Source organism: Rhizobium sp. SG570, assembly GCF_012275345.1.
GTDB lineage: Bacteria > Pseudomonadota > Alphaproteobacteria > Rhizobiales > Rhizobiaceae > Rhizobium > Rhizobium lusitanum.
The window spans coordinates 38,127-63,803 of record NZ_JAAZQI010000016.1; the positions used below are offsets into that span (position 1 = coordinate 38,127).

Below are 25,677 nucleotides of genomic sequence, written 5' to 3' on the forward strand. Positions count from 1 at the left end.
TGGTCGGAAAAACTGCGCGCCCTATGTCGGATATAGTCGTGGCCGATCGTCATTCTAACGTGAGCATAGAACAGAGGAGGCTGACATGTCCTATGTGGATGGTTTTATCGTTGCCGTGCCGAAAGACAAGATGGAGGCATACAAGGTGCTGGCGCGCATGGCCGGCGAGGTCTGGAAGGAATATGGGGCTCTCAGCTATGTCGAGGCCTTCGGAGACGATGTGCCCTATGGCGAACTGACATCCTTCCCCCGCGCGGTGCAGGCAGCCGAGGATGAGGTCGTCGTCTTTTCGTGGATCACCTATGAATCCCGGCAGAGCCGAGACGAAATACTGGAAAAGGTCATGGCCGACCCACGCTTGAAGAATGGGATGGAGAACATGCCGTTCGATGGCAAACGCATGATCTACGGCGGCTTCAACATCTTCCTCGAGATGTAGCCTGTCGGCCGCCGGACTTGACTTTCCGGCTGTTGCGGCCGACCTGATGCGGATCGCTGCCATTCTTGCCGGAAGAAGCCATGCCGCAAACCGTTATCACGCTGTCCACCCGTGGCCAGGGACTTTACGAATTCACCGACCCCGCGGCGGATTTCGTCCGTGCGTCTGCGTCGGGTAGCGGCGAAGGGCTTTTGACTGTCTTTGTGCGCCACACATCCTGCTCGTTGCTGATCCAGGAAAATGCCGACCCCGATGTGAAGACCGACCTCAATGCGTTTTTCCGCCGGCTGGTGCCGCCGTCCTCCGATCCCTCTATGCGCTGGATCGTGCATACGACGGAGGGACCTGATGATATGCCCGCGCATATCAAGGCGGCGCTGACCCAGGTGTCGATCGGCATTCCCGTGATGAACGGCCGTCTGACGCTTGGTACTTGGCAGGGCATCTATCTCTTCGAGCATCGCGACCGGCCGCACCGGCGCGAGGTCGTGCTGCATCTTTCCGCCTGAGCTGCCGCGATTTTCGCGTCAGCCGATCGGTAGCCGCCATGAATACAACCTGAATGGTCAATTCGCGTTCGGTTCAGCTTGGCTGACATAACGTGAGTTCAATCCCAAGGGCATCGAGCCGGATATCGGGATTGCAACGATCCGCAGCAAGGATTTGAAGGAGAAACACCCATGACCAATCTTTTCGCCAAGGCAGGCATCGCAGCTCTCATCGCACTCGGCGGCATTTCCGCAACGGCCGCCACCGCATCGGCCAATGATTTCCATCCCGGCATCCAGCAGGTGCGTTACGATCACCACCGCGGCCGTGCGTGCTCGCCGGTGCTAGCAGTTCGCAAGGCCCGCGACATGGGTCTGCACCGCGCCCGTATCAACAACGTCACGCCGCGCCGGGTTGTCGTCGAAGGCTTCGGCCGCCGTGGCCATGATCGTGTCGTTTTCGCCAATGTGCCCGGTTGCCCGTTGATCCGCCGTTAACGGCAGCCAGGTGGGAAAGGCCGCGTTTTCCACATCTATTCGATAGTTTCGAAGTCGCCTCCGCTCGGGAGGCGGCTTTATTTTTTTACATTGTGCTATGATGAGGCATCTGGCGTCGTTTTAGCGTTCATTGTACCTGATTAGCGGATGAACGGCTGATTCTGAGCTTGTTCAGCATCGCGCCGTTACTTCTCGGGCACTCGCTCAGCACATGTTGCAGGCATGAGGGGGAAGCCCTTTGCTCTATGGAGGACACAATGAGACAATTGCTGGCAAAGTTGGGGGTAGCCGTCGCCATCGCAGTTACCGCGCTGTCGGTCACGGCGGATTTTGCCGCCGCACAGGGGGTGGATATCTATGTCGGCCCCGGCCGTCATCGGCCGCCTCCGCCGGAATACGACAATCCGCCGCCGCGCTTCGACCGCCGTCGTGGCTGCGATCCGCGTGAAGCGTTGGATGTCGCCCGCAGTTATGGCCTGCGCCGTGCCCGCGTCGTGGATGTGACGCCGCGTCGCGTCATCGTCGATGGCTTCGGTCGTCGCGGTCCGGATACGATGATGTTTGCCAATGTTCGCGGCTGCCCGATGCTGGGCCGCTGATCGGAAAAGCGGGCGCATATTGCGCCTGCCATTCCATATTTGACCTTTTCGCCTTTTGGCGGGGGCCGCGGAACCGCCCTTTGCTCGATTCTGATGAAGCCGAGCGAAGGGCGGTTCTGTTTTCAACTACTGCTGGATCGCGTAGGTGATGCTGACCGAAGCATTGTACTCGTTCTCGCCGGTTGCGACGGGAACGGCCTTGTCCATCGGGGCCGCGGCCATTGCCTGGCGCATATATGGCTGAGGCGGAGCGGCAATGCCGCCTTCGTGGATCGCGATGACCCGGCCGAGCTTGACGCCGGCGGCATCCGTCAAGGTCTTTGCCTTGGCGGCAGCATCGGCCACTGCCTTCTTGCGGGCTTCCTCAAGCGCGGCATCCGGCTTGTCGTTGGTGAACTGGATGTCGCCGCCCTGGTTGATGCCGAGCTTGATCGCCTGGTCGAGCAGCGCACCGAGCTTGGAAAGATCGCGCACGCGAACGGTGAGGCCGTTCGTCACCTGGTAGCCGTTTAGAACCGGCGGCTGCGCACGGCCGTCCTTGTCGTTCGGATAGGTATATTGCGGCTGAATGGAAAAACCTGACGTCTGAAGGTCACGCTCGGCGATGCCGATATCCTTCAGCGTTGCAAGCACAGCGCCCATAGCCTTGTTGTTCAGGTCGAGCGCGTCCTGAGCGGCCTTCGCCTGCTGAACGACCGCCAGCGTGATCACGGCCATATCCGGCGCGACTGCCGCATGTCCCTCACCGGTGACGGTGATGACGGCTTCGTGCGGCTTTGCATCCTCTGCGAAGGCGCCGGCGGCGGGCACGAAGAAGGCAGCGCTGACAAGAGCGGCAAAAACAAAATCTCTGGTTTTCGTCAGTGGCATGGTTCGTTCCTTGGTTGGTGTTTCCTCGGGATTCGCTTTTGCGGATTGATTGTGAAGGTATTGCGGCAGTCCCTTGTGGGAAAAGAGAAATTGGGCTAGAGCCAAGTCGGCTTCCGGGGAACCATTGCTCCGGCGCTGTAAGCGCGACGATTTTCTCTCGTGCCGGGCCTGTAGCTCAATGGTTAGAGCCGGCGGCTCATAACCGCTTGGTTGGGGGTTCGAGTCCCTCCGGGCCCACCATTTTATTGTCGCGCGCCATCAACGTCTGAACTCCCCGCCATCAACGTCTGAACCCTTTGGCCGAAAAAAAGACCGCCGCGGATTGATCCAGGGCGGTCCAGAGAGTGCTTCGCAAAGCGAATTTGGAGAAATTCCGGCTAATTCACGAAGATGTGATAGTCCTTACGGGCGGCGCGCTCGGCACAGGTTAGGACCTATGTCAACTCCTTGAAATTTTTGCCGAAATGTGCATGCAAGCCGCGTGCGAGCGGCTTCGAACAGCGCGTTTTGCAAGCCCGCGGAATCCGCATTCGAGGGAATGGAAAGCGGCGACTGACGGGAAATCCAAGACGCCGAATCCGGGCGGGGACTTAAAATAGCTTTCGAAGAGTCTACGCCGCTGGGGTGGTGAATTCCAAGCGCCCTCGACCCGGCTTTCGTCCGCACTCGCCCTCCATGTCAATAATTCCGTCATGAGTTTGACCTGGCGGCACCGAAGCAAAGCATTGCCGCAAACGAAGAACTCGCATTGCGCCACCTGCCTCGATGTCATGAATTTCCAGCGCCCAATAAAAACCGACTTCGAACCTTTTCCGGCGAACCCCACGGCACCCGGTACTGACGTATGCAGACAAACGCCATCCTTGCACCTGCTATTATTTCCCGCGCCACCGTCACCGGCCGACCACTGCCGTCGACGTCTTCCGAAAAGAGGTGACATCGGCGATTGAAGTCTTCCCCGAAGACTCCAGGTGCCGCCTCCGAGACAATGGGTGCTAGTTGGGCTGGTATGGATGGCGGCGCGTGTAAGAACCGCGGAGCAGCGACGCATCAGATATAAATGCGAGGCCAATTGCGACATGGCCCAGATGATCACCTGACCGACGTATTGACCTGTCTGTTGTGAAAATAAAGACTTCCGAACCGCGTCACCCGCGACGGTGAGAACGAAAGCAAGAATCTCGATGAAGAGCATATTGAAGGACCTCGGCAACACGAATCTGAAACGCGGCCTTGGGGTGGCCAGCGGCGCTCAGGCTATTCGTGCGACTGTCTTTGGGGTCCGTCTTTCCATAGGAACAAACATAGAACAAACTTAAAGGTTGTCTAGAGGGCTCACAATGATTTTTTTCCGAGAGGGTGTCGTCTGCACGATTAAAAATCGAAGACACCCGGTCACGGCGTAAGTCATGGATGGATTTTGTAACAGCTAGGGCTATCCGGGTGACTTTCGCGACCGTGCCATAAAAAAATTTTTGTCGGCTCGCCTTATAGACCCACGGCGGTCACTTCATGGGTGAGGGGAGGGTTGCCAACTTTTGGACGCCCGGCTTCAATAGATGGGTGATCAACGTGACCAAGGAGACATTCATGCAAGATCGCGTGCGACCTTACAACGACGGGCCGCCTTTTTAGGGGCGGCCCGTCGTAGAAATCCAAAGTGTTCCTGACTCGCTGTCGGGACTGCGGAGCAGAACGAAAACCAACCAAAAACCCAAAACGTTAGCAGTTTTGAGCTTTGCGGGTTGCCCCAGTTCTGTCAACGGATTTCTGCGCCGGCTCGACCCTTTTCTCGAAATTTCTGCAGTCTTCTAGGCCTGGCCCGGTTGACTCTTCGCGTTCGTCCGGTACAAACCATGAACGAAACGATGAGTTATGCCGTTTCGCCACACGGGACCGAACCCATGACCCACGGACTGCAGATAGCCACGCGAATATGACTGCCTTCGGCAGTTCGTAGTCGTTTGCTTGCAGTTCGGGCGGTTCGCCACCTCTCCGAACTTTGACCTCCTGGAACGCGCCAAGCCCGTGCGTCCCTCTTCCCCAATGTTCATCGTAGCCCGCTCGGCCAGCCGCCGGCGGCAAAGGAGAAGTGCGCCATGTTTTTCATCGACTCCACCATTACCACAGCGCGTCCGATCAGGGTTGCCGAACTGGACTCTCTCGGAGGTGAATGCATCTCGATCGCCGATCTGATGCGCGAATGGCAAGGACATTTGTTCGAGGACGATCAGTCCATCGACATCTGAAGCATTTAGCCAATTTCGAACCTGCTCCGCCGGTCGTGAAGATCAGCGACGGCGGAGCCATGTCTGGAGACATGAAATGAACGAACTCGAACTCATGAAGTTTTTCGGCTTCGGCGACGACCACGTTCCCCTCGTCAAGGTGGCGAAAAGCCAGAAGCGCCAGGAAATCCCGGTTACGTTTCCAACACACAAGGCGGCCCAGAAGTCGATCAGGGCGCGCTCCGCGCTTATGCGGGATGCGCTCATCCACTTCGAGACGAACCCCGACGTCGTAAGGATCAGCGCATATCCGATCCAGATCGAGTACGAGGTGAGTGATCGGTATGGGCCTGTCGAATCCTTGAAGCACATCCCGATGGTTGGGGTCTGGAGCAAACAGAAGCAGGCTTCCTATTTCGACATCATCCCCGTTGCGATCCAAAGCGAGCAGAAGTGGATCGCTTCGAGAACTCAAAGGCTCAAGAGCGAGTTCTGGGAGCAGTACCGCGCGACCTACGCGGTCTTGGACGAGGACATCCTCCATATCCAGCCGCGTATGATGAACCTGGCGACCATCTACTATCACGCATATCGCCACGAAGAGGCCGCTGTCATTCAAGTTCGCCGAGCGTTGGCGACGCTCCCCGAACGCACGACCATCCAGTCCGTCATCGACGTCGCGGCTTTGCCTCAAAGGGTCCATGTCTTCTACGAGGAGGACGGAAGTATCGCGCAGCGCCGGGTCCTTAGTGAAGTGGAGCGGGCCTTCTCGGCCGTAATGTGGCTCGCCGTCCAGGGCGAGCTGAAGGTCGATATCTCCGCACCCATTTCGCCGGCGTCCTTCGTGACGAAAACCTTTCGCGCAACCGATGCACAGGAAAGGGCTGCCTAATGTTCATGCAAAACAAGAGCGAGTTCCTGACGAGTGGGGCGCTCATCCCCGCATCCAGTTTCTCGGAGCTAGACATTCCGCCTCATCCAATCGGGGGAGGTAACCACCAGGCCCAGCGATATAATTTCGGTTTGGGGTCGCAGTTTATGATCTTCGACCCCGACAGACACAGAGTGGCCAACTGTGCGGTTCTCTCACGCAATTCGTATGGCGTGGGCGGCGAGAAGTTCATGGTCCAAAACACGGACACGAATGAAACTGCCTTTCTCTCGGATTGGCAGATCAGCATCCTCGAACGTGAGTGGCGGCTTGTTCCTATCAACTCCGCGGCGAAGCGCGAAACGAGCGGGCAGTCGCGCCCCAAGATCAGGAACTACCTATCCATCCCGCCAGAAAGGAGAAAGGAGGCGATCCGGCGATGGTGGTACGCCCGCAAGCTCGTGCTCGCTCGCAACGCGGGTAACGTTCGACTGACCAAGAAGATGGTCCTCAAAGTCGCTGAAGAACACGCCAGGGAAAAAGGGCATGCCAAGGTCCCCTGTTACAACTCATTACAAGCCTGGCTGAAAAAGTACGATTCTAATCCCTTCAACCGCATCCTGGCGCTGGCGTTCGAGCACTCGAGCGGCAATACAGTCAGGAAGTTCGATCCCCGTGTCGAAGACATCCTCGACGACTGCGTGCAGTGGGGCTGGGAGCTTCCGGCCGGGACGGCTCTCAACGTCGAAGCGCAGTTCAAACTTGAACTGGCCAAGCGGGAGAATCGCAAGCTTATCGCAGAGATCACGCTTCCCGACGGTACCCTTAACGTTCCGAGTTTCCGCACGATCGAGCGGCGTTTCGCGGCTCCGGACCGATACTCGAAGGACCTCTGGCGTTATGGCGTCGAACATGCGCGCCGAAAGCACACCCTCCATACCCACAGGCAGTTGCCGGATCATAGTCTCAGTGTGGTCGAGGTGGACTACACGACCGCGGATGTCTGCGTCTACGACGCTGAACATCTGTGCCTGTTCGGACGACCGAGCGTGTTGTTTTTCGTCTCGAAGAAGAGCGGCTGCATTCTCGGCTTTGCCGTTCACTTCGACAACCAGAGCTACGAGGCATTCCTGTACGGGATGCGGATGGCACTCTATCCGAAGGACATGAGCCGATTCCCTGGTGCTGAGTGGAACCAGTACGGCGACTTCATGGCGATGCCCTCAGACAACGCCACCTTTCTCAGGGGCGAGGACATCACCCGTGCCGCCGAGGAAATTGGCTTCCAAATCATCGAGACCCTGCCGGGCGAGCCAACCGGAAAAGGCTTGGTTGAGCGTATGTTCCGTACGCTCAACACACAGGTCCTTCACGTTCTACCCGGCACGACGATGTCGAACGTTCAGCGCCGCAAGATGTTCGACGAGTCGAAAGGTCTGGGCCTGCCGTTCATTAGCCTCCAGCAACTGGAGGACTTCATCACGCTCTGGATCGTCCAATATCATCGCACGCCCAGGCGCGGCATCGGCATTACGCCTCGCCTGAAGGCCATCCCTCAGGATGTGTGGGACGCCGACCTCGATAAGATGCCGCCGCGCGACCCTATTGATCCCGAAATCTTCGTCTCGCTTGGCGGGCATCGCGAATTGGTCACGATCCAGAATGACGGTGTTACCTGCGAGCACATTACCTGGTATTCGCCAGACCTGCTCGAGATCACGGCCCATCCCGACCATCGTCCCGGCAAGAAGTACGAGTTGACGATGGACACGTCGGACCTTTCGAACGCGTTCATCACCAATCCGTACCGCCCAGATCGCTCCATCAGGCTCCGCCCGAACGGACGTTGCGCCCGTTATGCGGACGGCCTTAGGCTCTTCGTGCACCGAAAAATTGTTGAACATCACAACAAGATGTTCAAGCGACGACCCATCACGATCGAGTCGCTGGAGCTTTCAGAGCGGACCTATCCCGAGGAACTCGCCAAGTTGCTCGACAAGAAGAAGCTTCAGCGTACGGCGCAGGAACTGGCGAAGTTCCAAAGCCAGGTTACCAGGAAGCTCAAGCGCAGCGCGATCGTGAACTCTCTCGAAAGTGCAGCCGCCAGTGCGGACCACATCGATTTCGCCGCCCCGTTCACGCCGGCACCCGCCCGTTCGAAGTCTCCAAACAACCCCGGTCGCGGGCGTAACGGAACTCCGAAGAAGGTTGTCACCCAAACGGCAGACGGTGAAATCATCGAACACGATCCGCTTGAGGTCGCCGTGGCCGAACACAGGCGTCGCGGAACGCCCCGCACCGAACCCTCGGGTCCGGTTTCCGAGACCCCCAAGCCCGTTGAATCTCCCGTGATCACACCGGCCGACAGACGTGCTTCCCTCCGCGATCGCCTTGCCAAGAAAGGATTCACCGAATGATCATCCTTCCCGATTTCCACGAAGTTTCCTACGCCAACGACGACAAGGCGCGCGAGGAGATGCTGCGACTTCCTCCGGCGGACCGCCAGCGGTTGGCAGAAAACCTTCTCTATCGTTACCCGCGTTTCAACGAAACATATCACAGGCTCAGCAGACTTTGCCGACCCGGCCCCCAAGCCGCGCCGATCACGGGACAGATTGCCGGGTTCCTCGGAAATTCCCGAGCAGGCAAAAGCTTTATGTTGAAGGCCCTGCTGCGCGAAAACAGACCTTTCCGTCCAGACGAGAACGCTGGATACGTCTTTCCGATGGCCTATATCCCCGTCATGGAACGCTGGGGTGCGCCAGATGCGGCCTCAGCTCTCTTCCTCGCCACCGGAGCGTCGTCTGTACCCTATATCGGCGGGAAGTCGCTGGAATCCAAATGCGTGCGACGAGTTGCTACCCACGGCACGCATACCGTCGTCTTTGATGACGCTCATTACATTTTTTCGGCTCCGCCCGCAAAGCGACGGTCCATTCTTTCTCTGATCAAGGCTCTGGCCGACAGCGGCGCTTGTTCGGTTTGGTTGGCAGGCCTTTACACAATCGAGGCTTGTATGCTGGACGAGTCCCAGCATCTTAATCGCGGTTCCTTTCCGACCGCCCATCTTGCCGAACACGACCTGTCCATCCCGGACGAGCAGGACGACTACCTCGGGTTCCTGATGGGTATCTCCAACAGGCTACCGTTCATGGAGAACTCCATGTTGGACCGGGAGGAGTGGGAGCAGGAGTGGAAAATGGTCGCGAACGGATCGGTCGGCCTGACCATGAACATCGTGATCGACGCAGCGCGCCAGGCGATCAACGATGGGTCCCCTTGCATCCAAACCCATCACCTCCGCGAGGCTTGCTTCATGCGCAAGCGTATCGGCGACCTCACCTATCCCTTCGAAAAGGCGGCGTGACATGGTGTTCATCCAGACCTTTGTTTTTTCGCGATGGGATGCCGCTCCGGCAGAGGACGAACCCGCTCACGGTTTCTTCATGCGGTTGGCCGAGCTGGAAGGCTCGGTCAGCATGACGACCTTCGCCAACTGGAACGACCTGGAAGTGAACCGGGTTGCGACCAACCAGCTTATGGAGACGTTAGAACGGCATCCGATGCCGCCGCAATGGTTCGAGCGGTTGCGCTTCAACACGCCACTTCGCGACGGCGACGGCTATATCCTCCGTGGACATAGGCTGCCTTACCATCAGATTCGCTTCGGGCCGCGGCGCTGGTGTCCTGGCTGCATCCACGAGTCCCCCCACCACCGAGGATGGTGGGAGGTCGAATCCATCCGTCATTGCCCGATCCACGGTGTCGAATTGGAGACACGCGACGAAGGTGGGACGCTTGTGCCTTGGTCGTGGCTTGGCTTCGGATATTCCCGCGACGGCTACGCGCTGGGTCGCCAGCTTCCCAGCCGAGACGACGCTGCCCCGTTTGCCTGTTATCTTCTCGGCCGCTTCGGCTGGCTCGAGCCGACCAGCGCGCCGCTGCTCGACGCCATCAGCATTCCCGACGTCATCGATTACTGCGAGTTCGTCGGCCGATTTCTCGAAAATCCACCTGTGAGGAAACACCCCGCAATCGGCCAACAGTCTGCGGACATCGGATTCCGTGCCTTATGCGGTGATAGGGGAGACTTGGCCGAAGCATTCCGAGCCTGGCACCGCAGGTATCGTAGCGGCTACAAGGCGCGGGGTGTGATGCCGCATTTCAGCTGGGGCTATCCCAAGCTCTCCTTTCTTTCGAAAAGTCTTAGAGCGACGGTTCAGCGTGCATTCCAAGAGGCTGCCGTCTTCGAGGCGGAGGGATATGATAGGCGTGTCAGGGACGAAGACTTTGACGTCGAGTTTATGCCGCGGCGGGAGATTGCGAAGAAGCTCAACATCGAGCCACGCGCGGTCGAGCTTCTGGCGCGCGAGATCGGTGTCCTTCAGAAGGCGAGGGAGCGCCGCACCGTTGCGGCGGATGCCCTGGATACCATCGCCGAATATAAAAAACGGCTTATCGGAATCCGTGAGGTTGCAAAGCGGCTAGGTGTTCATCAGGACGCGATCCGTCATCTGGTTCATGCGGGCTACCTGACGGTCTTTACGGGATTGAACCCCGGACGGCGAGCAGGCGGACGGTATTCGCCTGAGCAAGTGGATGCCGTTCTCAAACGGATCGACGAATTACCTGTCACCGGCTCGCCCGCATATGGCCTGACACTCCACACCTATCGGATGCGCAATGGACTCGTCCCAGGTGAGGTGGCTGTCGCCTGTCTGAAGGGGGACATCGTGATCTGCGAGAAACGCAGCGACGTCCCCGGATTCAAGCGGCTCATGGTCCACACGGACGCTAAACGGAAACGGCATTCGTTCACTCGTTCTGATGAGACGATGACCATGGGCGAGGCCCAGGCAATCCTGAACCTGACGTACGAAACCGTGTTCATCCTGGTGAAGCAGGGCCATCTCGTGGAGGTGGAGCGCAGTCCCCGTCAGGTCCTGATTTCCCGCTCTGCAGTCGAGACCTTCGCGGCCGGTCATGCCAAGGCATCCGATTTCGGTCATGGCATCGGTGTCTCCGGTCATGCGGTCACCTGGAGGATGCAGCGAGAAGGCGTCCAGCCCGTCGTCAAGTTCGTGAAGGGCGGCAAGCATGTTGACACTGTTTTCAGACGCAGTGACGTGATGCGGGTTTACGGGCTTGCAAACGATCCAACGGCTTTGGAGGACGCCAGGGTTGATCGTTTCTGGGAAATCATCGTTCCAGAGGCGGCCAAGGTTTGCCCATACCTGACCTTCCCGCCGAAGCTACCACCGTCGGGGCAAAGGGTATGGAATTCGAGCAGGGGTATGTCGGCGCACTTTCAATATGATCCGAGCCTCGGCGAAATCCACATCAAACTGAGCGCCAGGGGCGAACGACGGAATTTCTGGTTCGACCTCAATACGGAGGATTATGTCGTCTCAATAAAGGAAATGCTCGGCGTCTTCGACCAGATCGTGAAGGAGGCCACGGAGCGGCAAAATGCGAAGACACGGGAATGGTGGTCAAGACGGAAGGGGTAAGGTGATAGAGAGCATCATCACCGCAAGCGCAAAGCAACGATTGAGAAATGCGAGGACACTTGGTTTTTCGATCGTTGAGTGCCTAGATCGCGCGAAGAACAGGGAAATCAACTTTAACGGAAAAATTTGAAGCCTTCTTACACGTGACCCTTGAATTCCTGTCTGTATGTGCTCAAACAGCGCTCGGGTCTGCAATTGGGAGGAGATTCGATGGTCGATAAGGTTCTTCAAGTCGCCATTCACGATTTGCGGCGCAAGGGCGTTGGCGATTTCGAAATAATTCTCGGAAAGGCCCAGCTTAAAATCTCCGAAACCGTGGAGCGCGTGGTCAATGAACTCCATGCACTCTATGCTAGCAAGGCGACCAAAGCGCACGGGAAGTTTTCTGACCAGGTCGTGAATTATCCGGCTCAGACCTTTATTGGGGACTTCCAAAAGAGCGGATACAAGGATTTTGCCGACCTCACTAAAAAGCTCATGGACACCCTGGCGTTTCAGGCGAAGCAAAAGGCTGGCGCGACGGGCGGCCACGTCCTGTTCGCGCACATCGAGAAGGACAATCAGGTCTTCCTCATGGTGGCGATCATAAATGACAAGCTAAGTGCCGCACTGACCAACGATCTGGATATGGCCGACATCACACATCTCGATCTCGATGGCTTCCGTTTTGCCGGTCGGGTCAACATCTCCGCATGGCTTGCCGATGCGGACAGGTACATTGGCTTCCTGAAAGGGAAGGGGGATGTCGCCGAGTACTTCAAGGAATTCCTTGGCTGCGACACGACCGTCCAAGACAAGGAAGACACGAAAAAGCTTATCGGCATCCTTGAAGCCTTCGCCGATCCGGCAAAAGGAAAGGTCAAGGACAAGCAGGCTTTCTTGCGGAAGGCATTTGATATTTGCGAGCGCCATGTTCGCGATGGTGTGCCCCTGGATTTCGACGCGTTCTCCAACGAGCTTTTCCCCGATGATCCCAAGACGCTAGCCGCGGCGCTTGGGCAGGATCAGGCGCTCGGTGACGGCTTCGTCCCGAACAAACGGTCGCTACGAGCACTTGTCAGGTTTAGAGCAAAGACGCCACAATGGACCATGGAGTTCGAACGCAGCGCTTTGAACGACGGCAAGATCGTCTACGACAACGAAAAGAAGACGATTACATTCAAAGACCTGCCGCAGGAGCTTATCGAGGAACTCGATCGCGATCGGGAGTAGAATGGCACGAATCACGTTCGATCAACTGATTCCGATCTATCGGAATACGGCGTTCGAACCCGCCGGCGACGGCGGGCGGCTTCGTGTAGCCGATACGGCGATACTAGAAACCTTGAATCTGATCCATACCGACGATGTCGCATTCGAAGACGCGGCTATCAAGATCATCGGTGCTGCCGACAAAATGGAAGTCGGCGACATAATAGATGTCGAGGTATCGGCTCCTCGCCTCGGCCTTGGACAGCTTTCCCGCGATGTGGACGGTTTGATTGCGGCACCCGCGAACCGCATCAAGGAAGCGCTGCGATACTACGTAATTGGCGACCGTTATGCGTACAACGATTCCGCTATCCCGGAATCGATCACCCGATACCGAAATGCCCTTCGGTTCGTGAAGGCGCTGTCCGAAGCCGCCGCATTCGTCGATCCCCATCAAGCAGAGGCAACCTTTCTCGGTCCTGGCAGGCTGCGCATTCCGATTGCTTACAAAATTGCGGACCTCGGTTCCCTCACTTCCGGCCTTCTGGATGAACTCGAAGCTTTTGTGTTCGACAAAATTCATAAAGACCAGAAGATGGCGATCCTGGCATCCAATGTAATCGAGCTATGCCGTCAGCAACCGGAGGGCGACCGCTTCAAATACCTCGCCGCCCATGCCCGCGAACTAGTCGCGAAAACGCAGGAGGGGTACAAGCTCTTTGCTTCAGAATTCTCATACGAGAAAATCAAAGGGAAAACCGAGGAAGCGATTAGCGAATACGCGAACAAAATCCATAAGACCTTCCATGATATCCAGAATCAGGTGATGGGCGTTCCAGTCGCCACGGTGATCGTGGCCTTTCAGATGAAGGATGCAGCAAATTGCGGCGTGGCGTTCTGGGGCAACCTCGCGGTTTCGGTTGGAGCTACGCTCTTCGTCTTCCTGCTGACCATGGCGGTGTGGAACCAATTGATGACGTTGTCATCCATCAGCGCCGATCTTACGCGGCAGAAGGACAAGCTGTCTAAGGACTATGCGGCGGTTTCCGCGCAATTCGTACCGCTCTACGATCGCCTAGCTCGTCGCGTCTGTATTCACCGCCTCATCCTTTTTGCGATCCTCATCGTATGCTGGGCTGGCGTCTACATGACCTGGTATATTTACGGCCGTGTCACGGTCCCTGAGTTCTCCGCATGCCTGCGGTAGGCTTGGTTAGACGTGTTAGATCAGGTCCCCGCGGAAGTAAAAGTTGTCTACCATCCGCTCACTCACGGGTCGGAAAAGATCGCCGCCCGACAGCACGTTCTCGATCTTGCTGTCGTGTTCATACGAACCGTCAACAAGGCACCAGTCGAGATTGATGTGTTCACCGTCCTTCGAGATCAACAATCCGACCCCCTTTGTGGACTTGGCATCGTATTTCGCCGCCGCGGTGAACATCGCAAGAGCGCCCATTCGCATCCGTTCTCCGTCCGGACCAGTCGATGGCCAATCAGGGTCCATTGCGGTGACCATGAACGTGCAATCGTTTTCCGGCCAGGTAAAGCGGAACGGCTTGATAGGTTCTGCCGCCCTTGAAGCTTCCAAAGCCTTGACGAGCCGTATCTTGAATTCGCGCCACACCAAACGTGACGATCGGGCGAATTCGAGTAGAATACAATAATAGTTGTTGTCGTCATTGGGCTTCTGGATATGGGCTGCCAGATCGCCGAGGATGGGACTCAAATCGAAAGCGTCCAGGTCCTGTACAAAAGCGCGGAGCCTCTCTTTCGACCCCGGTTCGGGAAGATCGCGCTCGGTCAAAAAAGCCACCATGATGTCCGGCTCTTCCACTTTGGTTCCCTGCTCGCGCAAGCGGGGCAGCACGGACTGCCGGTACTCGAAATACAGACGGATGTCGTTCGGAACGCGGAGCTTGTCGAGGATGCCGAGGTAGTCGTGCGCGGCCAGTACGTGGATGAAGCCCGCCGTGTTGCTGACGTAAAACTGGGTCTGCCAGCAATCCGCCGGAAGCGCCTCGGCCGCAGAGAAGATGATGATCTTATGGATGTCGGTGAGCTCCGGGCCTTTCACATCTACGGTATGGCCCTGGGCATTCCTCAAGGTGATGCTATCGTTGTCCGCAAGATACCCGAGAGAATCCCGGATTTGCTTCGTCGCCTTCCCGAGGACCTTGTTGTTGAACCAGCGGCGCTCTGTTTCCGGATCGTCGGTAGCGTCCGTACGCTCCTTCAGCTGGTATACAAACGCCAGCGGGCCGATCAGAACGATGCCGTCGGCCAGTTCGACTTTGTCCTTGGGGCGGGGATAAAACCATGTCTCAGAATAGGTGAATTCCTTCCAGAACGTGGCGCTATTCAGCTGCGCAGTAAACTCCTCGAGCGTCATAGAATCTCCACAGGCGGATCGATTACCCTTGTTCCATGTAGAGGAACGCGGCTCTTTCCGAAAGGCATCCGCGTCCCCGCTTTCAATGCTGAAGCAAACACTTGAGATCGCGTTCTCTGTTCATTGCGATGGTGTCTCGAATGGTCTCCGCCGACAATTCACGGTCCCTGACAAGCCTTCCGTGGAGTTCAATGAGTGCGGCCCGGTTCTCCTCGAGCAGGGCCTTAGCCCTCTGAAACTGGGTTTTCAACGTGTTGTCGACGATCCGATGCAAACCTTTGCGCTTTGTTCTCAACGTTTCCAACTCTTTCGGGGAACCCGCCAGTTCCACAGCAAGACTTCCCCCGAACCCCCATTTGATTTCCATCATGGTGGCCAACTCGGTCGCGAGGTTGAGGTCGGCTACCGGGTGTCCTGCCGCTCCGCTCCCGAAGTCGCCGAACAGGAGTTCCTCTGCCGCGATCCCGCCGAGCAGAATTGCGATCTTGTCCAGGAAGTAGGTTGAGGTCTTCCTGTTAAACATACGTTCCCTAAACTTTGCACGTCCTAGAGACTGCACTTGGCCGTCTTCTCTGCATGTCTCGCTGATGGATACCGAGATCAGAGGGTCGGCTTCCACCAAAACTCCCACGATAGCGTGTCCCAGTTCGTGGGCGGCGATCTGCCGCTGCATGGCCATCGGAATTTTCCGCGTTGGCGGCAGTGCTTCCTTGACATCAGAAATGATGATTTCGCGACCGTGGCGGCGAGCGCTACGTCGGGCCTGCCGGACACCCTTTTCGATATCCGCTCCAGACCACCCTTCCGACGCCGAAGCGACGATCCGGATTTCCTCGTCCGAAAGGCGGTCGCCCAGGTAAAAGCGGAAGATGCCCGCACGGGTTTCCTCGTCGGGAAGACCGATTTCGAAATGGCGTTCGAGGCGGCCCGAGCGCAGCAATGCGGCGTCGATCAGATGAGGATAGTTCGTCGCGCCGATGACGATGACGCCGTCACGTGCCTGCCCACCATCCAAAAGTTCAAGGAGGCCGTTGATCACCTGACGAGCATAGGACGAGTTGCGACCCGCGTCCTCGGTCCGGCTCCCGATGGAATCAAGCTCGTCGATCAACAGGATGCTTGGCTTCGCAGCTTCGGCGTCTGCGAAGCTCTTCCGCATAGCCGTCAGCATGTCGCCAAGGTAGCCGGAACCCGAGGATTGCCACTGAGCCGCCGATGCGTAGACGAACTTCGCTCCGCAGGTGCGCGCCAATGCGGACCCGAACGAGGTTTTGCCCGAACCCGGCGGACCATACAGGAGGATGCCGCGATCAATGTCATCCCAGGTGATCTTTCCGTCACGCCACGCTTCCACGTCGTCAGAGAGTTCCAGGCCCCAAGACTTCGCGTCACCGTAACCCGACAGTTCTTGCAGGGTCGGCCCGGAAGGGACGTCCGTCGAAACACCCGTATTGGGATACAGACGCAGCCTCCGAAGAGCAGCAGGCAACGGACGCCCGTGTCGAACGGCGATCGCTGCGTGGATCGGGGGCTGACTGGCGAGGAGAGCAGCGTCTTCGTCGGTGAGATTCCCGAAGCCCATGTTGCGTGCTGCGATGCGGTGATCATCGGCCGAAGGAGGTGGTAGCTCCGCGACGACGTCTGCCGCGAGCCGGATTTCGTTGGCCAAGAGTTTCTTGTCGGCTACCAGAATGATAGCGCGTCTGAGTCTCTTGAGTTTCCTGAATTCCATGAACCCTTCATCCACGTCGGTCTCGTCAAGGACCGGGACGACGTAGTTGTAGCCTTCCACTTTGCTCAGTGGCAGGGTTCCCTCGAGCAGAAATCTGGCCGCGCGTTGATACGCATTGAAGTTGCCGCCTGGTGGCAACGCGAATGCCACGACGAACCCCGATCGCTTCTTGAGGAAGTGCCGGAGAACCCGGGACATGGTGATGACTGCCAGATGGGTGGGCAGCGAGAGGGCATCGCTCTCTTCGTCGCCATAAGGGTCGATGTATGTTTTAGGGAAGCGTCTGTTTTTCTTGGTGGTCATTGTTGCCTCGGTGTTCGGAATTGGAGCGCGGACTAAAGGTCACGCGCATATCCGTCTCACCGTGGTCTCAGGACCGATTAGGCCAGCATCGAGGTCCACCGAGATGAAGCCCTGAATGATCAGGCTTGCAAAACCGGCCACCGCTTTCGTTTCCGTGAACGCGGCCAGGCTTTCCGCAACGGTCAGGGTACCGTTTTCGTCGAGCCCGGCGAGCAAACGTAGCCGATCTCCGAGCGGCACCTGGCAGTTGGCATACCTTAGGAGGTCCTTTGCGTTTCGAAGTCTCGGCCCACCATAGATTTCATCCCGCCGAAGCTGGCGGTAGGACATCCCCATTTTGCGTGCGGAAGCCGCCAGCAGGTCGATGTCGACATCCCTGTCCGGTGCGTCAACGAGTTCGAGGCAGCCATCGGTGTCGAGGAGTTCGAAATCCGGCATGTGCGCCTCGTCCCCGTAAGGAAGCGAGAAGGGCAGGCATTTCCAATGAATGATGGTTGGCTCGAAATCGAAAATACATGCGGCGTCACGCGACACCTGCGATCTGTAGATGGTGACACCGTCACATTTGATGGTGCCAGCGGGATAATAGGTTCGGATCGACGCGGTTTTTCTATTGGCGCGCAACGTCAACGCGCGGGACGCAATACCCATAAGAGCACCTCGATAGCCATGGATGATCAGAACCGCCGACGGGCGGTTTCGGTGATCAACGTATTCGTATGAGGGCGGCGCGCTGGTTCATGGCGTGAACATTTAGAGAACATCGCGTGCACCGTCAAGAGGCCACACGCGGGAAAGTTGAATTTTTGGAAGTTGCTCCAGGACTGACCTACGTGGCGATCTAGGAGGCTGCAACGCTGGCGCTGGTGCTCTCTAGCGTCACGTTCGTCTGGACGATCTCCAGGATTTCTGGACTCTACGCCTCATGCGTCTGGCCTCGAAGCTCGCGCGGCTTCCGTGCGCTCCATGACCGCCACGATGGACGCAAATGCGCGCGGCCTCTGTCGGTGCCGGCCGATGCTGTGATTGGGCCAAGCCTCTACTTCAAATGGTGAATTGTAGCACGATAAGAAGCTGCTAAAGTAGAATGTTTCAATACAAGCAGTGAGGTGTGTAATGAAACCGCTTCAGCTACTGGCATTGGCAGTTCCTTTCCTTTTGACTGTAGACCTCGGTGAGGCATCGGCATGCCCATCCGGACAATATGAATCCTGCGTATTAGGAGCATGCGTGTGCCTGCCCGAGATTGGCGGGGACGTCGGCAGGGGTGCCGAGCACCTGAAGAACGAACTCAAGGGGCAGATCGGAGGCCCAGTTCTTGCGCCGTATATCCAGCAGTCGCGCAACGATGCAATGAACGGTGCGATGCCCATACCGCCGTACGTTCGTCAAAGACTGACCGGATACGCTTCAGAAGACTCAATGAACCGGGCCAGGTACAAGATTGGCGACAATGGCGCTCTCAATCTTGGGCATCTGACGATGCAGATGGGATGGGGCGACCCTCAAGCCATCACGCTGATCGACGTTATCGTTTTCAGAGGGCCGTCGGAAGCAAACGACATCGCGCTGTGGGCGCACGAACTCGTCCATGTCGACCAGTATCGAGACTGGGGCTTGCAGGGATTCGCACTTCGCTACGCCAGAAACTCCAACGAGGTCGAGGCACCGGCCTATGCGAAAGGCGGCGGGTACAACGCCTGGGCGGCAAGTCATAATGTGTATGCTGGAAGCAACGGCGGAAATCAGTTCGGCGCATTCTGCTACACTCCATTCGGCCGCTTTGGACCCGGACCAGTCCAGCCATTGGGCGCTCCGTGCTTCGCATTTGGGCCGAACGGGCCGATCCGTGGCAACATCGGTCAGTGATTTCGATTTCGAACCGTTCATAACGTGCCTCCGATAGGTGCCGCCGTCGGTTCGACGATGCAGTTATTTCGTCTGGTTCGCCCGACCTGGAGTGAACGCCATACAATTCCGTGGATCAAGCGGCGATGCCTAACGTTTAACGAAACTTCCCTCGGCGAATCTGTGCTGATCAAGGCGCGTACCGACCCTCTTCCCACCGTAAGCCCTTTATCAAATCATCACCCAATGGCCATCCGAGGGTAGTTTCCCCCTCCGTTTTGAGCGTATTCGGCAACAACGAACTCATACCTTCCCGCCGTGCGGCGATTCTGCCAATGCGAGGGCGATATGGTGTTTTGCAATGTATGTGGAAGCTCGGATTTAAGGGATTTCAACGGTCGCCCGTCGGCAATCTGTGCCTCGTGCGGGGCCGTCGAGCGAACGCGAATTCTCAAAACTATTCTCGACGCCACCGGTTGGATTCAACCCGGCCAGCGGGTCATGCATCTCGCGCCCGAGCTCGGCATCGGTCGGTTCATCAAAGGCATCGTCGGCAGCGGTTATGAGGCTTTCGACATCAGCCCGGAGCGATATCCGCCGGAACTCAATACCCGGCAGCTCGACTTGGTGACTGACGCGGAAAAACTGCCATCGCAGCATTATGATATCGTCCTGCACTCCCATGTCATGGAACATCTGCCATGCAATGAGACGGCGGTGCTTTATCACCTGCACAGAAGCCTGAAGCCTGGCGGAAAGCATATTTTCTGCATTCCGATCCACGACGGGCACTATGAAAGCGACCTCGGGAACCTCTCAGGCGAAGAGCGGACCAGACGGTTCCACCAGCATGATCACATCCGCCGCTTCGGACGTGCCGATTTCCAGAACACCATCGGCATGATTTTCGATCTGAAACTTTTCGATTTGGAGCGGCTCGTCGGTGCCAACCAACTTCGGGCGAACGCGATACCCGAGGAAGGATGGCGCGGTGTCTCCGGGCATATGTACTACTTCGCCGAAAAGGACGACATCAAATTGAAGGAATAGCGGGTCGGGAAACAAGTTTTCCCTCCGGGTATTTTAGGCCGTGGCGCAGGTGCCGATCACTTCGTCGTCAACCGTGTCCCCCGAGATGTATCACAATTCACCGCCGCGGGGCCAAGGCACTCAGAATGGCGGCGGCGCGAGCGAGTGATGCCTGGGCCGCGTTCAACTCGATAGAAATCTCGAATATATCTCGCTCGGCCATCGTCAAAAAAGCATGGAGTACCGCATCAGAATTCCTTGCCAGTTGAATCAAATGCCAGCCGCCAGGGCCTCGTTCTCCAGCAAGCCAATATTTCGCTGCGCGATTACTTGCTCCCGTCCATCGCATTATCGTTTTGATGGCCGGCGCGTTTGACCCAAGTTCATGTCGTAACGCCTCCGAAATTGTAGCGACATAACCATTGCGTAGCTTCGCGTCGCCACCGTGAACAATTGTGCCCTTAATCGGAACCATCTTTCCTGCCTCCTCGATATATACTCCTGCCGCCACAGTCTTGCCGTAACGAGAATTGTTGACATGTGATGGTTATAGAATGGAGCCAGAAGAACGGCGATACGACCTCATCCGACCGGCCAAGAGTTCCGGCCGCGACTTACGTTCGGATGTCCACTGAGCATCAAAAATATTCGACCGACAACCAGCTCGCCGTCATTCGGCAGTATGCCGACAAAAATGGCTTCGAAATTGTCCGCTCGTACGCGGACGAGGGGAAGAGTGGGTTGCGCCTGGTTGGGCGTGACGCTCTGCAGAATTTGCTCTCCGATGTTGAAGGAGGTCGAGCGGACTACAAGGCGGTCCTTGTGTATGACGTCAGCCGCTGGGGTAGATTTCAGGACCCTGACGAGGCTGCAGAAATCGAGCTTCGCTGCAAGCGACAAGGAATTCTCGTACATTATTGCGCCGAACAGTTTGCAAATGACGGGAGCATGGGCTCCTCGATTATCAAGACCATGAAACGGGCAATGGCTGGCGAGTATAGTCGCGATTTGTCAGTCAAGGTTTCTACCGGCCAGGCCAATCTCATCCGGCTGGGTTACCGGCAGGGCGGCGCTCCCGGCATCGGTTTGCGTCGCCAACTCGTCGACCAAAATGGTACTCCCAAAGGGGAGCTGGCACGCGGCGAACATAAGAGTATTGCGACCGACAGGGTCATCCTAATACCCGGTCCGGAGGAAGAAATCCGAATTGTGAGAAGGATTTATGACCTCTTTGTCGTCAAGGGCCAGATCGAGGTCGAAATCGCAGCGATCCTGAACGCGGAAGGAATTTTGACGGATTGGGATCGACCATGGACTCGTGGCACTGTTCATCAGGTCTTGATTAACGAGAAATATGTCGGAAATAACGTCTGGGGTCGCACGTCATTCAAACTCAAGCAATCGCACGTAAGGAATCCCGAGGGTGAATGGGTTCGCGCCAACGGAGCATTCGTCGGTATTGTACCCGTCGAGACGTTCGATAGAGCCCGTGAAATCATTGCTGCCCGGGCGGAGCGTTTATCCGATGACACGATGCTGGAGAAGCTTGCTGCCGTCCTCGAAAAGCGGGGTTATCTGTCCGGCCTGATTATTGATGAGATGGAAGACTGCCCATCCAGCAGCTCCTACTCACATCGTTTTGGCAGCCTATTGCGTGCCTACGCGTTGGTCGGATTCGTCCCGGACCATGATTACCGATATTTGGAGATCAATCGGGCGCTCCGCCGCATGTATCCCGATCTTCTCGCCGAAATAATTGAAGGGCTCCAATCATCAGGCGGTTCGGTTTCGCAGGATCGGGAGACGGACTTACTGACCATAAATCAGGAATTTAGTGCTTCGGTCGTCATCGTTCGCTGCCTGCAAACAACGACGGGATCGCTCAGGTGGAAGGTGCGTCTGGATACCGTCCTGAGGCCTGACATCACGGTCGTGGTCCGAATGGGGCCAGGCAACCTCGAGCCATATGACTACTATCTATTGCCGTTACTCGACATGCATCAGGCTGTGTTGCGGCTTTGCGAGTTCAGCGGTTTGTCCCTGGATGCGTATCGCTGTGAGACGCTCGCGCGCTTTTATGCGATGGCGGCCCGCAGGCCATTCTCGGAGGTGGCGTAGTGGTTGCGGTTCCTGCACAAAAAGTCGAGATGATTCCAATCAACAGGATTACGGTGGTCAATCCGCGTATTCGTAACAAGAAACACTTCAAGGAAATCATTGCGAATATCGGGCAGATTGGACTGAAGCGTCCGATCACGGTGACGCGTCGGATGGAAGCCAGCGGACCTTTCTATGATCTAGTGTGCGGACAGGGACGTCTTGAGGCGTTCAGAGCGCTGGGACAACAGGAAGTTCCGGCTCTTGTCGTCAATGCGAATAAGGAGGATTGCCTGGTCGCCAGCCTCGTTGAAAACTGCGCTCGTAGACAACATCGAGCGGTCGATCTCCTCCAGGACATCGGTGCGATGCATGAGCGGGGCCACGGCGTTCCGGAAATTGCCCGTATGACCGGTCTTTCCGCTGAATATGTCTACGCCGTTGTGCGTCTGATCCAGAAGGGTGAGGAACGGCTACTAAGATCGGTGGAATCCGGCCAAATTCCATTCAGCGTCGCTGTGGAGATCGCCGACGCCGAAGATCACGATATTCAAGCAGCGCTTCAGTCTGCGTATGAGAAAAAGCTCTTGCGCGGTAAGAAATTAATGATTGCCAAGCGGATCGTCGAGATACGACGTCGGCGTGGTAAAACGTTGAAATACGATACCTCCAACCCCCGCCCGCGCCCAATCTCGTCGGAGGCCTTGCTCAAGGCATTTGAAGACGACGTTGATCGCAAGCGTATGCTGATCCGCCGGGCGGAAACTGCCAAAGCCCGTCTTACCTTTATCACAGAAGCCATCCGCAAGCTGATGGCGGACGCTCAATTCAATGCCCTCTTATCCGAGGAGGGATTTGCCTCACTTCCCGAAGCGCTGGCAGCGAAGCTCCAGAGCGGAGGAGGATCATCCCGATGAAATCCCCTGTGTTCGGTTCATCTATTCCGTTAGCGTTCGAAAACATGAGCCTGCGAATACCGATTGCCGAAATTCTGCCTCTGAAGCTACTGTCGCCTGCTGCATTGAAGTCTGTGAAATATGGGCAAATAGCGGCTTCGATTGCCGAGGTAGGCATCATCGAGCCGCCAGTCGTTATTCGGGACAGACGCCAACCTGATAAATTCCATCTTTTGGACGGTCATATCCGTCTGGATGTCCTCGCCAAGCGAGGTGAGACCGAAGTCGTTTGTCTGGTTGCCACCGAGGACGAGGCTTTCACGTATAATCGCCGTATAAGCCGCCTAGCCACGATCCAGGAACACAAGATGATCCTGAAGGCGATTGAAAAAGGCGTTCCTGAGGAGCGTCTGGCGCGGGCACTCAATGTAAATATTTCCAGCATCCGCCATAAGAAGAATTTGCTGGACGGAATGTGCGACGAGGCCATCGACCTGCTGAAAGAAAAGCATGTCCCAATCAACACAATCGGTGAGTTGCGGAAAATGAAACCCATGCGGCAAATCGAGGCTGCTGGATTGATGGTGGTAATGAACAAGTTCTCGGTCAGCTATGCCAAGTCATTGGTTGCTGCCAGTCCCGACTCCATGCTTGTGTCTCCTAAGAAAAAGATTGCTGGACTTAGCGAGGACCAAATCCTGCTTATGGAGCGGGAGTCGGCGACGCTCGATCGTGAGTTTAGAGCCATCGAGCATGATTACGGCGCGGATCACCTCGATCTCGTGCTGGCGATTGGCTATGTGACGCGAATAATGAGCAATGCGAGGGTCGTGCGCCATCTCGCGGAGTTTTATCCAGAGATATTGTCCGAGTTCACCAAGATGACTACAGTCCGTAGAGCAGCCTAATCGCCGTTCGCGCTCCGCAGGGCGTTGGAACCATCAGCTCCTCCTTGATTGCCGCACGCATCTTCAGCAATTCGGCCATCATTATTTCCATGAAATCCATGGGTTATTTCTCAGAGCCTGATAGCCAGAGATCGGTCGCGGCCTTCTCTATGATCTTCCGTACCGTTGATCGATCAAGGCCTGGAAACAATGTTTCCGCCAGTGCCTCTCGCTTGACCGAGAGCGCCTTTAAGGGGGCAGTCCCGAAAACCGTCCCCCGCACGGCCGGTTAGCCTATTTCTCGCGCAGATACCCTGTTTTGGCGTAATTCCGCCAATCACGAACCCACTCCGTGTCAGCGCAGCTTGGCTTGTATAGACCGCGCCCGCTTAGCAGCGGCTGCTTGAGAACGCCAAGTTTATTGGAGGAAGCGAGGTCGTGGAGCGTCTCATCGACTTTCTTACGCTCCTTGACGGAAAGCACGTGACACTTGTCATCGATTTTTGCGGTATGGAAGGCTAGGTTGAATATCAACCCATATCGCGCAGTGTCGTCGCTGGCGTTTGCGCTTCGGCCGCCAAGGAACTGCCCCGAAGTAGATAGGAACGTGATCGCCATGAGCACGGTGCTTAGTCTTTTGAGGTGCTGCATTATTCTCTCTGCTAGATGCAATGTGTGATGCGGCCGGTAGCAATGGCCATCAATGGGGCGTGGCGCGCGGAAGCTTCCTCGCTTTGTTAGGAAGTCCCGCGAGAAAATCGTGTGGGAGGCACTTGGCGGTTCGCCCGGCCTTGCGAAACCACGATGCGCATCAACGCGCCCGCGAACATAAACAGGAGCAACCAAAGCACCGTCGTGAGGGTGATGAATTGTGTGCCGATCCGGACGTAGAGGGAATTTTGGATGATCATGATTGCGCTTTGCGGGTTGATCAACCTCAATCCGCCAATCCACGCAAGTGTCACGAATAGGGAGATGGACATCACGGCACTGATGATCGCAGACGATGCCGCGCTCGCCTGAGCCATCTTCCAGCTCCTTGGCGTTGGGTCACTTCCGTTCTCGTCGGAGCCTTTCCACAGCGAGAGGAACGTAACAAAGGCGAAGAGGAAGATCAGCGTTGTCGGCCATCGGAACGACAGGATTCCCAAGGAAAAGCCCACGGCCCAAAAATTCAAGCCTGCCATCAAAGCGTCGCGGGCGGCTAGCAGCCAGAAAAGCGACGCAACAACCCACCAGGAACTCAATCCGGCACGTCTGCAGCGAGCAAATATGGCCGCGAGCATCGCGGTGCCGAATATTAGAACACCGAGCATTCGACCATACAATCCGAATACGAGCCCAACTGCTCCACAGGTATCCGGAGCGCAATGGGTCGCACTTACCGCCGCCTTTAGCAGAAAAGGGGTGCCAATGATGAATGCGATCAGTGCCACCGTAAGGAGACAGACGTAAGTGGCAAACTTTCCGCGTGACATGGGAAATCTCCTCATTTCGCGCGAACATAGCATCGGGGAATTAAGCTACTGAAAAGGCGAAGGCTTCACATTTAGGAAACCGATTGGGACAGCGTTCACCATGCTAATCATCGAAATGTACGACCGCACTTATAGATGAAGACGAGCTTCAGCTCTGTGTGAGCAGCTCCGCGAGGCCGCCTTTAAAATCGTATGAATGATCGCCGCGTGCGATGCTGCGATACCGTCAACCTGAAGGTAACCGATCCAAGGCAATAGATGGGAGCTGGTTACACATTCAAGATTTCTACAGGCTGTCTTCACATCCAAATGAACCGGCAGTGT

23 protein-coding genes and 1 tRNA gene are annotated in these 25,677 nt (G+C 56.7%); 17 read left to right on the forward strand and 7 right to left on the reverse strand.

Annotated elements, in window-relative coordinates; all coding sequences use genetic code 11:
• Positions 1–85: 85 nt before the first annotated feature.
• The 4 genes from FHT28_RS26815 (at position 86) to FHT28_RS26830 (ending at position 2,024) form a co-directional block, all read left to right on the forward strand.
• On the forward strand, positions 86–439 hold the full coding sequence (locus tag FHT28_RS26815) for a DUF1428 family protein (RefSeq protein ID WP_037194555.1): 354 nt from the start codon (positions 86–88) through the stop codon (positions 437–439).
• Positions 440–519: 80 nt separating this feature from the next.
• Positions 520–948 carry a secondary thiamine-phosphate synthase enzyme YjbQ gene (locus tag FHT28_RS26820; protein WP_037194553.1) on the forward strand — a complete coding sequence of 143 codons (429 nt, stop codon included), beginning with the start codon at positions 520–522 and terminating at the stop codon, positions 946–948.
• Between the two features lie 171 nt (positions 949–1,119).
• The gene (locus FHT28_RS26825; protein ID WP_168597868.1) at positions 1,120–1,425 is read left to right on the forward strand and encodes a hypothetical protein; all 306 of its coding nucleotides are present in this window, start codon (positions 1,120–1,122) and stop codon (positions 1,423–1,425) included.
• Between the two features lie 257 nt (positions 1,426–1,682).
• Positions 1,683–2,024 carry a hypothetical protein gene (locus FHT28_RS26830; RefSeq protein ID WP_037194548.1) on the forward strand — a complete coding sequence of 114 codons (342 nt, stop codon included), beginning with the start codon at positions 1,683–1,685 and terminating at the stop codon, positions 2,022–2,024.
• 126 nt (positions 2,025–2,150) lie between these two features.
• Here the strand turns inward: FHT28_RS26830 and FHT28_RS26835 are convergent, their stop codons facing one another.
• On the reverse strand, positions 2,151–2,894 hold the full coding sequence (locus FHT28_RS26835) for an SIMPL domain-containing protein (RefSeq protein ID WP_047638623.1): 744 nt from the start codon (positions 2,892–2,894) through the stop codon (positions 2,151–2,153).
• Positions 2,895–3,058: 164 nt separating this feature from the next.
• On the opposite strand from FHT28_RS26835, the gene FHT28_RS26840 reads away from it, so the two are divergent.
• The 8 genes from FHT28_RS26840 (at position 3,059) to FHT28_RS26875 (ending at position 13,901) form a co-directional block, all read left to right on the forward strand.
• Positions 3,059–3,134: transfer RNA gene (locus tag FHT28_RS26840), tRNA-Ile, on the forward strand.
• A 1,859-nt stretch (positions 3,135–4,993) separates the two neighbouring features.
• A complete protein-coding gene (locus FHT28_RS26845) occupies positions 4,994–5,143 on the forward strand; it encodes a hypothetical protein (RefSeq protein ID WP_168597869.1) in 150 nt (49 codons plus the stop codon).
• Positions 5,144–5,219: 76 nt separating this feature from the next.
• The gene (locus FHT28_RS26850; protein ID WP_168597870.1) at positions 5,220–6,014 is read left to right on the forward strand and encodes a hypothetical protein; all 795 of its coding nucleotides are present in this window, start codon (positions 5,220–5,222) and stop codon (positions 6,012–6,014) included.
• Entirely contained in the window at positions 6,014–8,410 is a 2,397-nt protein-coding gene (locus tag FHT28_RS26855; protein ID WP_210255882.1) for a hypothetical protein, read from the forward strand. Before FHT28_RS26850 ends, FHT28_RS26855 begins: the two co-directional genes overlap by 1 nt.
• The gene (locus FHT28_RS26860) at positions 8,407–9,360 is read left to right on the forward strand and encodes a TniB family NTP-binding protein (RefSeq protein ID WP_168597871.1); all 954 of its coding nucleotides are present in this window, start codon (positions 8,407–8,409) and stop codon (positions 9,358–9,360) included. The genes FHT28_RS26855 and FHT28_RS26860 overlap by 4 nt, the downstream gene beginning before the upstream one ends.
• Position 9,361: 1 nt before the next feature.
• On the forward strand, positions 9,362–11,503 hold the full coding sequence (locus FHT28_RS26865; RefSeq protein WP_168597872.1) for a TniQ family protein: 2,142 nt from the start codon (positions 9,362–9,364) through the stop codon (positions 11,501–11,503).
• 210 nt (positions 11,504–11,713) lie between these two features.
• Positions 11,714–12,715, forward strand: a complete 1,002-nt coding sequence (locus FHT28_RS26870; protein ID WP_168597873.1) for a nucleoid-associated protein — start codon at positions 11,714–11,716, stop codon at positions 12,713–12,715.
• A gap of 1 nt (position 12,716) precedes the next feature.
• Positions 12,717–13,901 (forward strand): hypothetical protein, encoded by a 1,185-nt coding sequence (locus FHT28_RS26875; protein ID WP_168597874.1) that lies wholly within the window; start codon positions 12,717–12,719, stop codon positions 13,899–13,901.
• A gap of 15 nt (positions 13,902–13,916) precedes the next feature.
• On the opposite strand, the gene FHT28_RS26880 is transcribed toward FHT28_RS26875, so the two are convergent.
• From FHT28_RS26880 to FHT28_RS26890, 3 genes are all read right to left on the reverse strand, one after another.
• On the reverse strand, positions 13,917–15,083 hold the full coding sequence (locus FHT28_RS26880; protein ID WP_168597875.1) for a hypothetical protein: 1,167 nt from the start codon (positions 15,081–15,083) through the stop codon (positions 13,917–13,919).
• An 82-nt stretch (positions 15,084–15,165) separates the two neighbouring features.
• Positions 15,166–17,118: an AAA family ATPase gene (locus FHT28_RS26885; protein WP_210255883.1), complete on the reverse strand. Its 1,953-nt coding sequence runs from the start codon at positions 17,116–17,118 to the stop codon at positions 15,166–15,168.
• Positions 17,119–17,157: 39 nt separating this feature from the next.
• Entirely contained in the window at positions 17,158–17,769 is a 612-nt protein-coding gene (locus tag FHT28_RS26890; protein ID WP_168597876.1) for a hypothetical protein, read from the reverse strand.
• A gap of 465 nt (positions 17,770–18,234) precedes the next feature.
• Here FHT28_RS26890 and FHT28_RS26895 point away from each other — a divergent pair, with 465 nt between their 5' ends.
• On the forward strand, positions 18,235–18,987 hold the full coding sequence (locus FHT28_RS26895; RefSeq protein ID WP_168597877.1) for a DUF4157 domain-containing protein: 753 nt from the start codon (positions 18,235–18,237) through the stop codon (positions 18,985–18,987).
• Between the two features lie 480 nt (positions 18,988–19,467).
• The gene (locus FHT28_RS26900) at positions 19,468–20,016 is read left to right on the forward strand and encodes a methyltransferase domain-containing protein (protein ID WP_168597878.1); all 549 of its coding nucleotides are present in this window, start codon (positions 19,468–19,470) and stop codon (positions 20,014–20,016) included.
• 97 nt (positions 20,017–20,113) lie between these two features.
• On the opposite strand, the gene FHT28_RS26905 is transcribed toward FHT28_RS26900, so the two are convergent.
• Positions 20,114–20,470: a hypothetical protein gene (locus FHT28_RS26905; protein ID WP_168597879.1), complete on the reverse strand. Its 357-nt coding sequence runs from the start codon at positions 20,468–20,470 to the stop codon at positions 20,114–20,116.
• Between the two features lie 68 nt (positions 20,471–20,538).
• Here FHT28_RS26905 and FHT28_RS26910 point away from each other — a divergent pair, with 68 nt between their 5' ends.
• The 3 genes from FHT28_RS26910 to FHT28_RS26920 are packed head-to-tail and all read left to right on the forward strand — an operon-like array spanning position 20,539 to position 23,896.
• Positions 20,539–22,113, forward strand: a complete 1,575-nt coding sequence (locus tag FHT28_RS26910; protein WP_168597935.1) for a recombinase family protein — start codon at positions 20,539–20,541, stop codon at positions 22,111–22,113.
• Entirely contained in the window at positions 22,113–23,009 is an 897-nt protein-coding gene (locus FHT28_RS26915) for a plasmid partitioning protein RepB C-terminal domain-containing protein (protein WP_168597880.1), read from the forward strand. The genes FHT28_RS26910 and FHT28_RS26915 overlap by 1 nt, the downstream gene beginning before the upstream one ends.
• Complete coding sequence (locus FHT28_RS26920; RefSeq protein ID WP_168597881.1) at positions 23,006–23,896, forward strand: plasmid partitioning protein RepB C-terminal domain-containing protein; 891 nt, start codon at positions 23,006–23,008, stop codon at positions 23,894–23,896. The genes FHT28_RS26915 and FHT28_RS26920 overlap by 4 nt, the downstream gene beginning before the upstream one ends.
• A 273-nt stretch (positions 23,897–24,169) precedes the next feature.
• Here FHT28_RS26920 and FHT28_RS26925 read toward each other — a convergent pair whose 3' ends face one another.
• Complete coding sequence (locus tag FHT28_RS26925; RefSeq protein ID WP_168597882.1) at positions 24,170–24,526, reverse strand: hypothetical protein; 357 nt, start codon at positions 24,524–24,526, stop codon at positions 24,170–24,172.
• Positions 24,527–24,612: 86 nt separating this feature from the next.
• Complete coding sequence (locus tag FHT28_RS26930; RefSeq protein ID WP_168597883.1) at positions 24,613–25,353, reverse strand: hypothetical protein; 741 nt, start codon at positions 25,351–25,353, stop codon at positions 24,613–24,615.
• Positions 25,354–25,677: the final 324 nt, after the last annotated feature.

What these genes read in the sequence shown, in the direction of transcription:
- FHT28_RS26825 (WP_168597868.1), top strand. Translation starts at nt 1,120, where the DNA reads ATGACCAATCTTTTCGCCAAGGCAGGCATCGCAGCTCTCATCGCACTC.
- FHT28_RS26855 (WP_210255882.1), top strand. Translation starts at nt 6,014, where the DNA reads ATGTTCATGCAAAACAAGAGCGAGTTCCTGACGAGTGGGGCGCTCATC.
- FHT28_RS26890 (WP_168597876.1), bottom strand. Translation starts at nt 17,769, where the DNA reads ATGGGTATTGCGTCCCGCGCGTTGACGTTGCGCGCCAATAGAAAAACC.
- FHT28_RS26845 (WP_168597869.1), top strand. Translation starts at nt 4,994, where the DNA reads ATGTTTTTCATCGACTCCACCATTACCACAGCGCGTCCGATCAGGGTT.
- FHT28_RS26900 (WP_168597878.1), top strand. Translation starts at nt 19,468, where the DNA reads ATGCATCTCGCGCCCGAGCTCGGCATCGGTCGGTTCATCAAAGGCATC.
- FHT28_RS26850 (WP_168597870.1), top strand. Translation starts at nt 5,220, where the DNA reads ATGAACGAACTCGAACTCATGAAGTTTTTCGGCTTCGGCGACGACCAC.
- FHT28_RS26815 (WP_037194555.1), top strand. Translation starts at nt 86, where the DNA reads ATGTCCTATGTGGATGGTTTTATCGTTGCCGTGCCGAAAGACAAGATG.
- FHT28_RS26835 (WP_047638623.1), bottom strand. Translation starts at nt 2,894, where the DNA reads ATGCCACTGACGAAAACCAGAGATTTTGTTTTTGCCGCTCTTGTCAGC.
- FHT28_RS26930 (WP_168597883.1), bottom strand. Translation starts at nt 25,353, where the DNA reads ATGTCACGCGGAAAGTTTGCCACTTACGTCTGTCTCCTTACGGTGGCA.
- FHT28_RS26870 (WP_168597873.1), top strand. Translation starts at nt 11,714, where the DNA reads ATGGTCGATAAGGTTCTTCAAGTCGCCATTCACGATTTGCGGCGCAAG.
- FHT28_RS26875 (WP_168597874.1), top strand. Translation starts at nt 12,717, where the DNA reads ATGGCACGAATCACGTTCGATCAACTGATTCCGATCTATCGGAATACG.
- FHT28_RS26880 (WP_168597875.1), bottom strand. Translation starts at nt 15,083, where the DNA reads ATGACGCTCGAGGAGTTTACTGCGCAGCTGAATAGCGCCACGTTCTGG.
- FHT28_RS26830 (WP_037194548.1), top strand. Translation starts at nt 1,683, where the DNA reads ATGAGACAATTGCTGGCAAAGTTGGGGGTAGCCGTCGCCATCGCAGTT.
- FHT28_RS26910 (WP_168597935.1), top strand. Translation starts at nt 20,539, where the DNA reads ATGGTTATAGAATGGAGCCAGAAGAACGGCGATACGACCTCATCCGAC.
- FHT28_RS26905 (WP_168597879.1), bottom strand. Translation starts at nt 20,470, where the DNA reads ATGGTTCCGATTAAGGGCACAATTGTTCACGGTGGCGACGCGAAGCTA.
- FHT28_RS26885 (WP_210255883.1), bottom strand. Translation starts at nt 17,118, where the DNA reads ATGACCACCAAGAAAAACAGACGCTTCCCTAAAACATACATCGACCCT.
- FHT28_RS26865 (WP_168597872.1), top strand. Translation starts at nt 9,362, where the DNA reads ATGGTGTTCATCCAGACCTTTGTTTTTTCGCGATGGGATGCCGCTCCG.
- FHT28_RS26860 (WP_168597871.1), top strand. Translation starts at nt 8,407, where the DNA reads ATGATCATCCTTCCCGATTTCCACGAAGTTTCCTACGCCAACGACGAC.
- FHT28_RS26925 (WP_168597882.1), bottom strand. Translation starts at nt 24,526, where the DNA reads ATGCAGCACCTCAAAAGACTAAGCACCGTGCTCATGGCGATCACGTTC.
- FHT28_RS26820 (WP_037194553.1), top strand. Translation starts at nt 520, where the DNA reads ATGCCGCAAACCGTTATCACGCTGTCCACCCGTGGCCAGGGACTTTAC.
- FHT28_RS26895 (WP_168597877.1), top strand. Translation starts at nt 18,235, where the DNA reads ATGAAACCGCTTCAGCTACTGGCATTGGCAGTTCCTTTCCTTTTGACT.
- FHT28_RS26920 (WP_168597881.1), top strand. Translation starts at nt 23,006, where the DNA reads ATGAAATCCCCTGTGTTCGGTTCATCTATTCCGTTAGCGTTCGAAAAC.